Below are 12464 nucleotides of genomic sequence, written 5' to 3'. Positions count from 1 at the left end.
GGAATTACTTTAAAATTTCCTTATCAATTTGTTCACAGTCTATTTCAATCTACTATACTCTTCGAAAATCTCTTCAAACCACGTCAGATTCACCTTGCCGTATAGATGTTACTGACTTCGTCAGTTCTATCTGCAACCTCAAAACAGTGTTTTGAGCTGACTTCGTCAGTTCTATCCACAACCTCAAAACAGTGTTTTGAGCAACCTGCGGCTAGCTTCCTAGTTTGCTCTTTGATTTTCATTGAGTATAAAATAAAAAAAGATAAGGTTCAAAAAATGCCTTATCTTTTTTCATTTCACAAATTTTCATCCCATTCCCTTGTAGAGAAGTAAGACTGCGAGTCCTACGAACAAGACTAACGCTACCAGTCTCTGACTAGCACTATACATCCGTCTTTCTCCTCTAACTGGAAAGATAATTGCTAGAAATGCACCACCAACTGCACCTCCGATATGGCCTGCTAGGCTGATTCCTGGAATCAGAACACTTCCAATAATGTTAATCACAAAAAGTGTCAGATAAGACTGTCCTAGCTGTTGGATATAAGGATTACGAGTTGCATAGCGAAGAATGATAATCGCGGCAAATAGACCATAAAGAGAGGTGGATGCACCTGCTGCTAAGGATTTGGGACTAAATACAAAAACAAAGAGATTGCCCATCATTCCTGATAAAAGATAGAGAAAAAAAAACTGCTTAGAACCGAAAATCTCCTCTACCTGCCTTCCAAGATAATAAAGTGAAAGCATATTAACAATGAAATGCTCCCACCCAATATGAACAAAAATAGCCGAAAAGAGACGCCAAATTTGCTCGGGAAAGAGGCGAATGGCAGGCCCATACATGGCTCCAAATCGAAATAGAGTATCCGCCCTGTCAAAGTTTCCTCCTGTAGTTACCAACATTAGTAGAAATACCACGGCCGTCACTAAAAGAAAGAAACTCGTCACAGGGTAACGCCTATCAAAGATTTCCTTCATCAATCAAAACCTCCTGAACAGGAATATCATGGTTTTCAGGGATAAAATCCTGAACTTGATAATGATAAACCGTACTCAAAGTATGACCAGTAAACTGTTCCAGATAGCGGTCATAATAACCTCCGCCATAGCCAATCCGATAGCCTTCCATCGTAAAAGCCAGCCCTGGGACATGAATCAAATCAATCTGAGAGGCATCTACCACTTCCAAATTTCCCTGTGGTTCCAGTAAGCCAAAGGAAGTTTTGACCAGTTGTTGCAGATCATAGACCACAAAGTCCATGCGCCCCTTGGAATAGGTTTTGGGTATCAGAACCTTCTTGCCGTCCCTCAGCGCCTGCTCAATCAATCCCTGCGTTTGAAATTCGTGCGGAAAAGAGAGATAGGTTGCGATGACCTTGGCTTCTTGGTAGAAGGGATGGTGTAAAAGCCGCTCGGTTAAAGCTTGCTCTATAGCCTGTTTTTGCTCTTGAGATATAGCCTTCATTTCTTGCAAGACTTGCTTGCGTAGTTCCGATTTCATAGACAACCCCTCTACTCTGCTGCCTTCTTTTTCAGGAAACTAGAGACCGCATCCACCCCAATAGCTAATGCTTCTTCCTTAGGAGCCATCTGAGGGTGATGAAGGGCGTAGGGACTATCGATACCCAGCCAAAACATCACGCCATCAACCTTTGAAAGGAGATAACCAAAGTCCTCGCCTGTCATAGCAGGCTCGATATCAATCAACTCAATTCCGTCTTTCTCTTCAAAAAAGTCCATTAGTTCACGCGCCAAGGCTGGATGGTTCTCAACAGGTAGGTATCCACCTTGTTTGAGTTCCACTTCGACTTCCATATCAAAGGCAGCTGCAACTCCTTCTGCAACTGTTTTGACCCGCTTTTGTACCAAGAGACTCATGTCCTGAGTCAAGGCCCGAATAGTTCCATGCAAAAAGGCTGTATCTGTGATAACATTGTTGGTTGTTCCAGCTTGGAAAACTCCAAAGGTCACCACCGCTCCCTCGATTGGGTTGACATTGCGGCTGACAACTGACTGCACCTGGGTCACAAAGTAACTAGCTGCCACCAAGGCGTCATTAGCTTCATGTGGAAAGGCTGCGTGTCCTCCTTTGCCTTTGAAACGGATCTTCACCTCGCAAGTTCCTGCAAAGAGTGTATGAGTATTGGTCGCAATCTGACCAACCTTCAAATCTGGTCGAACATGAAGCCCATAAAACTGGTCTGGCAACCAGTCTCCAAAAGCGCCATCCTCATACATGAGCATGCCACCAGCTTCATTTTCTTCAGCAGGCTGAAATAGGAAGAGTAGATTATTTTTAGGTTGTTCCTCAAGGGCGCGCTCGAGACAGCCTAAGGCAATAGTCATGTGGAAATCATGACCACAAGCGTGCATGCGACCTTGATGCTGAGAAGCAAAAGGAAGTCCTGTTTGTTCAACGATAGGCAGACCATCAATATCCGTCCGCCAACCAATAGTACGCTCTGGCTGACTTCCCTGCAAGTAAACCAAAATACCTGTCCGCCAAGTACGAACTTGAACAAACTCCTTGCCCGCAGTCAATTTCTCAATCACATCCAGCAAATAAGCATGAGTCTTGAACTCCTCCAAGCCAATCTCTGGAATCTGGTGCAAATCTCGTCTAGTCTGAATCAAATCTAACATCTATCTATCCTCCTATATAGCAGAAAGAGGCTGGAAAAAGGGTCCCGCCTCTATTTTTCTTTTACAAATTACAAGGTACGAAGCGCATCCTCTAGCGCTGTTTTTTGTTGAGTTTGGGCATCAATCTCTTTGATAATTCGAGCTGGAACACCTGCTACTACTACATTTTCTGGAACATCTTGGGTAACGATAGCTCCTGCTGCGACAACTGAACCACTACCGATTTGGACTCCTTCGATAACCACTGCATTGGCACCGATAAGAACATTGTCTCCAACACGGACTGGTTCTGCGCTAGCTGGCTCAATCACACCTGCTAAAACTGCACCTGCACCAACGTGGCTATTTTTCCCAACGATGGCACGGCCACCAAGGATAGCCCCCATGTCAATCATGGTTCCTGCACCGATTTCAGCACCGATATTGATAACAGCTCCCATCATGATAACAGCATTGTCACCAATTTCTACCTGGTCACGGATAATAGCGCCTGGCTCGATACGAGCGTTGATAGCACGTTTATCTAGCAAAGGAACTGCAGAATTGCGGGCATCTTGCTCAACAACATAGTCTTGATTTTCTACCAAACCATTGAGAAGCGGAGCCACGTCCTTCCAGTCTCCAAATAAAACATTCCCTAGTCTAACAACCGAGCTAGGTACAGCAGTTGCGAGTTGTCCCTCAAAAGTTACTTTCACACTGGTTTTCTTCTCAGCATTAGCGATAAATTGGATAATTTCTTGAGCATTCATTTTTGTAGCAGTCATAAAAAAACCTCTCATTCTTTATAATGATAACTATTCTACCAAAAAAAGCCTCAAATTTGAAGCCTTTTTGTCTGTTTTTAGGTATGATTTTTTAGGGATGTGAGATAAAACGTGCTGTCGGTAAAAGCAAACCCCTACCGATACAACCTAAAAACACTCTTCACAACTATCTCCCCGTGTTTTATTGACTATTCTAGTATAGCACACTTTTAGAATTAAGAAAAGACTTTTTATCTACTTTCTTTCGCTTCTTCTATAGACAAAAATATCATGGGTAAAATAATCAAGGCCATAGCTAGAAGGAGTGACCAATCCACTACCAGGCCTAAGAACAAAACACTCAAGAGAGCAGAAGAGAGGTTCACTGGCACTGATAACGGAAACCACCAAAGGAGAAACCAAGGACACCGCCTTCATGGAAATAAAAAAAGCAAAAGCCGTCCCAAAGAAAGCGATAATGAGACAAATCAAGATACTCCAAATATCAAGAGTAAAGGAAAGCTGATGCACTGGCGAGAGAACATTGCTAAATAAACCTGCCAAAATCATCCCCCACCCAACCGTGGGTACAAAACCATAGCGCTTCGCAAAAGGCTGGGGCAAGATAACATTAAACATAACACCCATAGCACTCAGTAAGCCCGTCACAAGGGCTAGTGGTGTCATGGATAACTGAGAGAGATCTCCCTTTGTCGCCATCAAGCAAACACCCAGCATAGCAATCAAAACATAGAAAATAGCACTTTTTGACGCTCGTTTTTGATAAACCAAGCGATTGTAAAAGAGGATAAAGACAGGACTGATAAACTGTAAAATAGTCGCTGTCGCTGCATTTGAGTATTCTACACAGAGATAGAAAAAATACTGGACTGAAAAAATCCCCAAAATAGCATAGGCCAAAAAGGGTAGGTAATTTTTCTTGTCTCGCCAAATATCTAGCACTTGCGATTTTAATTGTATTGCAGACCAAATGAGTACAAGACTCCCTGCTAGTGTCAATCGCATAGAGGTAATCCAGCCAGAAGACACCTGGTAATGAGTAAAGAAATACTCTCCTAGAATTCCACAGATTCCCCAGATTAAGCCGGATAGGAGCGAATAAATAGTTCCTTTAACAATCTTTTTCTGATACTGATTCATACCTTTATTGTAACACGAAAGGAAAAAAGAAAAAAGTGGCAATCCATTGATTCGCCACTTCATTTAGAGAATTATCGTCTCGCCCTTGAAGAAGAAGGTCGTGTAGCACTTGAGTTACTGCTATCGCTAGAACTACTACTTGAACTGCTGGAGCTTGATGGAGTTGGTAGACTCCTCACAATACTAGACCAAGCATTCTGATAATCCGCATCACTTCCGCCAATAGCAAAGCGATAACTTGTCGCTGGCGCTCCTGACTTATTAGCCCAATAGCTGGTAACAGTCGAACCTGTGACCTCTACTTCTTTTCCTTCAACAGAAACCTTCCCTGGTTTTTGACCTGTTGATTTCAAGACTTCCGATTTCACTACACTAGGATCTAAAGCAAAGCGCTCGTTCCCCCAAATGCTTGGGGAGGCTTTCTGAATCGCATTTACTAGATGAGCCATGTAATTAGAGTTATTAGAATAACCTGCTCTACGTGACAATGAATGATTATCATCATGCCCAATCCAGCCACCTAGGGTTAATCTAGGTGTCGAAAGCATAAGCCACATATTTTCGTCTTGGTTGGTTGTACCAGTCTTCCCAATCCAATCTGCATTAGCCAGAGTAGGATTTAAAGCAGTCAGATTCGTCTTGAAGGTTGTTGTCACACGAGAGGATAGAACTTCTCGCAACAAGCTCTGCATAATTGTCGCAGTAGCTTTTGAATAGACTTGAACCGGTTTGTCCTGATACTCATACACCACTCTACCATCTGCTGCTTCAATCTTTGAAATCACATGCTTCTGATGATAAACTCCATTATTAGCCAAGGTCTGATAGCCATTGGTATGCTGGGCAACTGTGACTTCAATACCACCACCCATTGGCAAGCTCTCAATATCGTACTCAGGAATCTCGTAGCCCATCTTTTCCATATAACCTTTGACATCCACACCCTTTTCACGGAGCATACGGTAGGTCCAGTAAGCCGGGATATTCCATGAATAGTTCAGAGCTTCTCCCAAGGTCATCATTCCTGTTCCCTTGCTATTAGCATACATAATCGGATTGCCATTGGCAAAGTTTGTTGGATAGTTAGATAGAATCGTTTCGCTTCCCATCAAGCCCTGGTCAATAGCAATACCGTAGGCCAGCAAAGGCTTGGTAGTAGAAGCTGGTGAGCGCTTAGTATCAAAGGCATGATTATTTTGATTTTCTTGATAATTGCGACCACCTACAAAGCCTAGAATAGCACCTGTTTGGTTGTCCATCAAGACATTTCCTACTTCTACACGACCTGTTCCATCGTCTAAAAGATAGCCATAGTCAGCAACCGCATTTTGCATGGCAGAATGAATTTTCTGGTCTATGGTAGTAGTAATCTTATAACCACCATTTTCAATTTCCTTGGCTGCCAAATCACGATAAAACTTCTGAGTTGCCTCATTTTTCAATTCCTTAGTGGAGACATTGTCTCTCTGAGCTAGATAGTCATACATACGTTCTTGAGCTTCTGCCAAAGTTGTAAAGTATAAATAGTCTCGTGAAATTCCTGTGACCGTGCCCGATGGTAAAAAGTCCTGTTTAAGGTCATAATCCTTGTACTGAGAATACTCGTCCTTGCTTAAGGCACCTGTACGATACATACTGTAAAGAACTGCCTTAGCCCGTCTTAAGCCAATTTCTAGGTCTTCATCACTCTTCAACTCCCCAGTATTTTCATAAGGAGAGTAAGTAATGGGACTCTGTGGAAGTCCTGCTAAAAATGCTGCTTGAGGAACAGTCAACTGACTGGCATCGACACCGAAAATCCCCTCAGCCGCCTGCTGAGCTCCTGCAATATTCTGCCCCTTATTATTTCGGCCAAAGGGAGCCACATTGAGATAGGTCGTTAAAATCTCATCTTTATTCATGGCGCGTTCCAAGGCAAGAGCATCCACAATCTCTGTCGCCTTACGAGCCAAGGTCGGCGCATCCCCAACCACCTGCTGTTTAATCAGTTGCTGGGTCAAGGTTGAACCCCCACTAGAGGAACCCAAACCTACAAATTTCCCCAAGGTCGCACGAATCACCGCCTTGGGTACTACACCCTTATGTTCTTTAAAGTGTTCGTCTTCCGTCGCAATGATAGCCTTCTTCAGATTTTCCGAAATTTGCTCAGATGAGATAGAAGTGCGCAACAAATCACTCTCTATGGAAGCAATTACCGTCCCATCCGCATAGGTAATCTCTGAAATAGAAGAGATGTCCTTGACCTGATGTACCAATTCTTCTGTCTGAGGCACCCGAACCTTGTCAAATAAGGCCACTCCGTATCCCAAAGCAATCCCAGCTCCCAACATTCCTCCTAGAAAACCGAGTACAAAGAGTAAGTTAAATAAGGCTTTTATACTCAGTAAAATAGCTGGAAAAATGGCTGACTTATCTAAGGTTTTAGATTTTTTGGTACTTGAACCTTTCTTGCCAGGTCTAGCTGATTTTTTATTTTTTTGTTTTTGCTGGAAAAATTCCAGCATTTTTCGTTTTAATTCATTTAATTGATTTTGCATGGATTTCCTCACTCTATCTATTATACCATAAAAGGGAAACTTTCAATAAAATAGCCACTTTCTTCCCTATTCTGCTAGGCTATTGCCCAAGTTTGTGATACAATAGTTAGAAACAATAATTTTAAAAAGGAGAAAAGACACATGCACATTTTTGATGAGCTAAAAGAGCGTGGTTTGATTTTTCAAACGACTGATGAAGAAGCTTTGCGTAAAGCCCTAGAAGAAGGTCAAGTTTCTTATTATACTGGTTACGATCCAACTGCTGACAGCCTTCACCTAGGCCATCTTGTCGCAATCTTGACAAGTCGTCGCTTGCAACTAGCAGGTCACAAACCTTATGCGCTCGTTGGCGGTGCTACAGGTCTCATAGGAGATCCGTCCTTCAAAGATGCTGAGCGTAGTCTCCAAACAAAAGACACAGTAGATGGCTGGGTCAAGTCTATCCAAGGACAACTTTCTCGTTTTCTTGACTTTGAAAATGGTGAAAATAAAGCTGTCATGGTCAACAACTACGACTGGTTTGGCAGCATCAGCTTCATTGACTTCCTCCGTGATATTGGAAAATACTTCACTGTCAACTACATGATGAGTAAGGAGTCTGTGAAAAAACGGATTGAAACAGGGATTTCTTACACTGAGTTCGCTTACCAAATCATGCAAGGGTACGACTTCTTCGTCCTTAACCAAGACCATAATGTCACTCTTCAAATCGGTGGTTCTGACCAGTGGGGAAATATGACAGCTGGTACCGAATTGCTTCGTCGTAAAGCTGACAAGACTGGACACGTTATCACAGTTCCGCTTATCACAGATGCAACTGGTAAGAAGTTTGGTAAATCAGAAGGAAACGCAGTCTGGCTCAATCCTGAAAAGACCTCTCCATACGAAATGTACCAATTCTGGATGAATGTTATGGACGCTGACGCTGTTCGCTTCTTGAAGATCTTTACTTTCTTGTCACTTGATGAGATTGAAGACATTCGTAAACAATTTGAAGCAGCGCCACACGAACGCTTGGCTCAAAAAGTCTTGGCTCGTGAAGTCGTTACACTTGTTCACGGCGAAGAAGCCTACAAAGAAGCCCTCAACATCACTGAGCAGCTCTTTGCAGGAAACATCAAAAACCTTTCTGTTAAAGAACTTAAACAAGGACTTCGTGGTGTGCCAAACTACCAAGTACAGGCAGACGAAAATCACAATATCGTGGAACTGCTCGTCTCATCTGGTGTGGTTAACTCAAAACGCCAAGCCCGTGAAGACGTCCAAAACGGAGCCATTTACTTAAATGGCGACCGTATCCAAGACCTTGAATATGTCTTGAGTGACACTGATAAGTTAGAGAACGAACTGACTGTTATCCGTCGTGGAAAGAAAAAATACTTTGTATTGACTTACTAAACTGTTCAACATTTACCTATAAAAAAAGGAGTTACCCTCGAGAAAGGTAACTCCTTTTTGCTGTTAATAGTCCCCACCTATCCCTTAATAGACAGGCTACGCAGTACAATGCGTAAGGTTGTTAGATTATGTAAGATAGAGAGATTTGAAGGACTGAGCCAATTAAACAAGCCAAAGCCAATCAAACTACTATTTACGACAACGGTATCTTGAATATTCTTCTTGATGAGTGTTTGCAAAGATGATGATAGCGAATCCAACTCTTGGAAGAAATCCAAGCGATTATCTAACAATAAAATATCGCTCATCTGCTTAGAAATATCTGCACTCTCATTCATCACCACACCGATATCTGATAGGGTTAGAGCAGCTGAGTCATTCAACCCATCCCCAACCATCAAAATAGTGTGACCTGCTTTCTGCAGTTCCTCTACTAACTCAAATTTCCCATCAGGTTTCAAATCTGTATAAACCTGATCAAAGGGCAAATCTTTGACTAATTGCTCTGTCCTAACCAAGGTGTCCCCTGTTGCCAGAATCAATTTTTTCCCTTGTGCCTTAAGTTTCTCCAAGGCTGCTTTTGCTTCTTTTCTCAAAGGAGTATGAATGCAGAACATTCCAATCAATTCATTCTGATAAGCCAAGAATAAGAGATTGTAGTGACTCTTGTACTCTTCAATTAAAGCATTTTGTTCCAAACTGATATGAATCTGCTCATCCTGCATCAAGACATAATTCCCAATAAGAACTGGTTGGCCATCGATATGAGATTTGATCCCCTTGCTTGCGATATATTGGAGTTTCCCATGCATTTCCTCATGTTCAATCCCCTCTATCTCGGCTTGCTTGACGATGGCATTAGCAATAGGATGATAAATGTGTTCCTCAAGACAGGCACTGATTCTGAGAATATCTTCCTCACTATAGTCCCCAAAAGGTAACACCTTTTCAACTATAGGATAACTAGTTGTGATTGTTCCCGTCTTATCAAACAAGAAAGTATCAACTTCCAGATATTTCTCCAGAACATCTCCATCCTTAATCACCATTTCACGGTTCAACCCCTCCTTGATAGCTGTCAAATAAGCTACAGGAGTAGAGATTTTCAAAGCGCAGGAGAAATCGACCAATAGGAAAGAAATAGCCTTAGAAAAAGAACCTGTTAATAGGTAAGTCAGCCCAGCCCCCAAGAAATTATATTTGACGACCTTGTCCGCCATTTTGATGAAATAGCGTTGTTTCGTTTTCTTGTTTTCTTCAGATTTCTTCATCAACTCAATCAGTTGTAAAATCCGGCTGTTCATCTGATTATCGGTTACACGAATGCGCAACTCTCCAGTTTCTAATACTGTATTTGCACAAACCAAATCAGACTCTCTTTTTTCAACTGGAAAACTCTCTCCCGTCAAGGAACTTTCGTTGACCATACCTAAACCTGAAACTACTTGTCCATCAAACAGAATTTCATTTCCTTGAGATAGGACCAAGACATCTCCTATTTGAACATCGGAACTCTTGATACTAACAACCGTATCCCCCTGTACTAAGAATACGTCGCTCTCTTTTGCAAGAAGACTCTGTTCTAAATCTGTTGCAGTTTTTTTCAAGGACCACTGATCTAAATGATTCCCCAAATCAAGCATAAACATGATATTACTAGCTGTCTTGGATTGGTTCATAAACAAGGACAATAAAATCGCCGAACAGTCCAAGACTTCCATCGTTAGTTCCTTACGCGCTAGTGTTTGATAGGCTTCTCTAATATAACCAAAAGCCTGATAACAAGTCCATATATAGCGAATAGGATACGGCACAAAACTACGAAAAAGCACACGCTTAATCGCTGCACCTGAAACAATAGAATAAGCACTCTCTTCTCTACGAATGGGAAGAGTCATCAACTCAGAAACTTTCCCTTTGTCAATTCTTTTTAAAAAGGCTTCTGCATTATCTAATACAGAAAAGCCTTCTTTTATACGTAGAGTAAAGTGCTGTTGATCCATGTAAAACTGGATAGACTCAATCCCCTTTTCATCTCTCGCCAAGGAACGAAGATAGTCTTGAATATCCAAGGTGAGTGAAAAAGAAGATGATAGTCGGATATGTTGGTATCCTCTATGTAGCACTTTAAAAGACATATTATTCTCCTATAAGGCTATCTAATTGCTCTTCTTTTTTCTCTTGCTCGTATAAATATTTGGCATCTTGCAAGACATCGTCTCCATGTTGTTTCACAACAGAAACAGATGCATCTAGCTCGTCTTTCAACTTGTAAGCCTTAGCCAAAGCTTTAGAATAACCTTTTTTAGCTTCCTTACTTGCCAAGATTTTCAAACCAAGGGTACCAAATGCAACACCACCTAAAAAGAGTGATGATTTTTTCGCAACTTTTGCGACAGTCAATACTTCTTTTAACATACTTATTTCCTCCTTATCATTATTATATAGCAATTTAGATATAAAAGCAATTTAATTTTGGCACTTTGAAAAGTAATGATACTACTATTTAATTCTATTACAAATCATCCTAAAGTTGCTTTCATTTACCTCTTTTGATACACTTAAACTATGAATATAAACCTCAAACCTAAACTCCAGCGTTTTGCTTCTGCGGCTGCCTTTGCCTGTCCTATCTGCCAAGAAAATCTGACTCTGGTAGAGAGCAGTCTCAAATGCTGCAACCGTCATTCTTTCGACTTGGCAAAATTTGGCTATGTCAATCTGGCACATCAAACCAAGCAATCTGCCAACTACGACAAAGAAAACTTTCAAAACCGCCAACAAGTCCTAGAAGCAGGCTTTTACCACGCTATCTTAGAGGCTGTATCTGACTTGCTTGCAAGCTCAAAAACAACCACAACAATTTTGGATATCGGTTGTGGTGAAGGATTCTATTCTCGCAAACTACAAGAAAGTCACTCTGAAAAAACTTTCTATGCCTTTGACATCTCCAAAGATTCAGTCCAAATCGCTGCTAAAAGTGAACCCAACTGGGCAGTCAATTGGTTCGTTGGTGACTTGGCTCGTCTTCCTATAAAAGACACCAGCATGGATATCCTACTAGATATCTTTTCACCTGCCAACTATGGAGAATTTCGTCGCGTTTTATCCAAAGACGGTATCTTGATCAAGGTTATCCCAACTGAAAATCACCTCAAGGAAATCCGTCAGAAGGTGCAAGACCAGCTGACAAACAAGGACTATTCCAACCAAAATATCAAAAATCATTTCCAAGAACACTTTACCATCCTATCTAACCAAACTGCCTCTCTGACTAAGACTATCACAGTAGAACAACTCCAAGCCCTACTCAGTATGACTCCTCTCCTCTTTCACGTTGACCAGAGCAAGATTGACTGGAGCCAACTGACAGAGATTACTATTGAGGCTGAGATTCTGGTTGGGAAAGCATTCTAAACTAGACTTCCCAAAGGTATAAAACTTACCGAAAATCTTCAATATTACAAAAACGCATAAGAACAGGTACTCAAACCTTAATCTTATGCGTTTTGTTATGCAAAAATCACTGGAGTTTCTATACACATTAAGAGGAAATATTTGAAATCAGTTCTTTTAATAACCATTGAATACCATATACTACATTTACCCCAAATATGATATAGGCCGTATAAATCAAGTATTTCGATTTCTCCCGCCTCAAAGAATAAATCTTGTACAAGATAAATAAATTTAAAATAATAAATAATAGAGACAAAATCTTCCTCCAAAATCAATATTAAAAGTAGCCAGTCAGGCATATACCTCATATTTATTTTCGATTCGAGATAACAAACTTATCAATAAATAGCAAGTGATATAAGGCAAGTACAGACCCCCAGGAACTACCTCGAAGAGAGATTTCTTGATGATTGAGAGGAAACAAATCATGGTTACCTATATAGAGGCAGGTCAAAATAACAAATAAAATCCAAAATAAACCCGTCCATTTATATTTTGAAGCCAAATTTCAAGTTCA

The 12464-nt window shown here is 41.2% G+C and carries 11 protein-coding genes and 1 pseudogene; 2 read left to right on the top strand and 10 right to left on the bottom strand.

Annotation, left to right across the window (positions count from 1 at the left end):
• Positions 1-89: 89 nt before the first annotated feature.
• The 7 genes and pseudogenes from HT688_RS11840 to pbp1b all read right to left on the bottom strand — a co-directional run bounded on the left by HT688_RS11840 (position 90) and on the right by pbp1b (position 7090).
• Positions 90-242: a hypothetical protein gene (locus HT688_RS11840; RefSeq protein ID WP_050259127.1), complete on the bottom strand. Its 153-nt coding sequence runs from the start codon at positions 240-242 to the stop codon at positions 90-92.
• A 64-nt stretch (positions 243-306) separates the two neighbouring features.
• Positions 307-981, bottom strand: a complete 675-nt coding sequence (locus HT688_RS07605) for a rhomboid family intramembrane serine protease (RefSeq protein WP_000658506.1) — start codon at positions 979-981, stop codon at positions 307-309.
• Positions 965-1504: a 5-formyltetrahydrofolate cyclo-ligase gene (locus HT688_RS07600; RefSeq protein ID WP_000834335.1), complete on the bottom strand. Its 540-nt coding sequence runs from the start codon at positions 1502-1504 to the stop codon at positions 965-967. The genes HT688_RS07605 and HT688_RS07600 overlap by 17 nt, the downstream gene beginning before the upstream one ends.
• Before the next feature lie 11 nt (positions 1505-1515).
• The gene (locus HT688_RS07595) at positions 1516-2646 is read right to left on the bottom strand and encodes an N-acetyldiaminopimelate deacetylase (RefSeq protein WP_000885081.1); all 1131 of its coding nucleotides are present in this window, start codon (positions 2644-2646) and stop codon (positions 1516-1518) included.
• Between the two features lie 68 nt (positions 2647-2714).
• Positions 2715-3413: a 2,3,4,5-tetrahydropyridine-2,6-dicarboxylate N-acetyltransferase gene (gene dapD / locus HT688_RS07590; RefSeq protein WP_000127477.1), complete on the bottom strand. Its 699-nt coding sequence runs from the start codon at positions 3411-3413 to the stop codon at positions 2715-2717.
• 230 nt (positions 3414-3643) lie between these two features.
• Positions 3644-4553: pseudogene (locus HT688_RS07585) on the bottom strand (EamA family transporter).
• Positions 4554-4624: 71 nt separating this feature from the next.
• Entirely contained in the window at positions 4625-7090 is a 2466-nt protein-coding gene (gene pbp1b, locus HT688_RS07580; protein WP_001180957.1) for a penicillin-binding protein PBP1B, read from the bottom strand.
• Between the two features lie 141 nt (positions 7091-7231).
• On the opposite strand from pbp1b, the gene tyrS reads away from it, so the two are divergent.
• Positions 7232-8488 (top strand): tyrosine--tRNA ligase, encoded by a 1257-nt coding sequence (tyrS, locus tag HT688_RS07575; RefSeq protein ID WP_000546883.1) that lies wholly within the window; start codon positions 7232-7234, stop codon positions 8486-8488.
• A gap of 77 nt (positions 8489-8565) precedes the next feature.
• On the opposite strand, the gene HT688_RS07570 is transcribed toward tyrS, so the two are convergent.
• Positions 8566-10626, bottom strand: a complete 2061-nt coding sequence (locus HT688_RS07570; protein WP_101514607.1) for a heavy metal translocating P-type ATPase — start codon at positions 10624-10626, stop codon at positions 8566-8568.
• Position 10627: 1 nt separating this feature from the next.
• Positions 10628-10906 (bottom strand): DUF6110 family protein, encoded by a 279-nt coding sequence (locus HT688_RS07565; RefSeq protein ID WP_000910909.1) that lies wholly within the window; start codon positions 10904-10906, stop codon positions 10628-10630.
• Between the two features lie 150 nt (positions 10907-11056).
• Here HT688_RS07565 and HT688_RS07560 point away from each other — a divergent pair, with 150 nt between their 5' ends.
• Positions 11057-11905, top strand: coding sequence for a putative RNA methyltransferase (locus HT688_RS07560; protein ID WP_101514606.1), 849 nt, complete (start codon positions 11057-11059; stop codon positions 11903-11905).
• A 352-nt stretch (positions 11906-12257) separates the two neighbouring features.
• Here the strand turns inward: HT688_RS07560 and HT688_RS12170 are convergent, their stop codons facing one another.
• Positions 12258-12452, bottom strand: coding sequence for a hypothetical protein (locus HT688_RS12170; protein ID WP_345789455.1), 195 nt, complete (start codon positions 12450-12452; stop codon positions 12258-12260).
• Positions 12453-12464 lie beyond the last annotated feature (12 nt).

The organism is Streptococcus sp. 1559 (genome assembly GCF_013276735.1).
GTDB lineage: Bacteria > Bacillota > Bacilli > Lactobacillales > Streptococcaceae > Streptococcus > Streptococcus pseudopneumoniae.
Note: the sequence above shows the minus strand (reverse complement) of the source record. Positions and strands in the feature narration are given on the sequence as shown.

Bases quoted from the DNA above. Each gene is read 5' to 3' on its own strand.
- HT688_RS11840 (WP_050259127.1), bottom strand. From the start codon at position 242: ATGAAAATCAAAGAGCAAACTAGGAAGCTAGCCGCAGGTTGCTCAAAA.
- HT688_RS07605 (WP_000658506.1), bottom strand. From the start codon at position 981: ATGAAGGAAATCTTTGATAGGCGTTACCCTGTGACGAGTTTCTTTCTT.
- HT688_RS07600 (WP_000834335.1), bottom strand. From the start codon at position 1,504: ATGAAATCGGAACTACGCAAGCAAGTCTTGCAAGAAATGAAGGCTATA.
- HT688_RS07595 (WP_000885081.1), bottom strand. From the start codon at position 2,646: ATGTTAGATTTGATTCAGACTAGACGAGATTTGCACCAGATTCCAGAG.
- dapD (WP_000127477.1), bottom strand. From the start codon at position 3,413: ATGACTGCTACAAAAATGAATGCTCAAGAAATTATCCAATTTATCGCT.
- pbp1b (WP_001180957.1), bottom strand. From the start codon at position 7,090: ATGCAAAATCAATTAAATGAATTAAAACGAAAAATGCTGGAATTTTTC.
- tyrS (WP_000546883.1), top strand. From the start codon at position 7,232: ATGCACATTTTTGATGAGCTAAAAGAGCGTGGTTTGATTTTTCAAACG.
- HT688_RS07570 (WP_101514607.1), bottom strand. From the start codon at position 10,626: ATGTCTTTTAAAGTGCTACATAGAGGATACCAACATATCCGACTATCA.
- HT688_RS07565 (WP_000910909.1), bottom strand. From the start codon at position 10,906: ATGTTAAAAGAAGTATTGACTGTCGCAAAAGTTGCGAAAAAATCATCA.
- HT688_RS07560 (WP_101514606.1), top strand. From the start codon at position 11,057: ATGAATATAAACCTCAAACCTAAACTCCAGCGTTTTGCTTCTGCGGCT.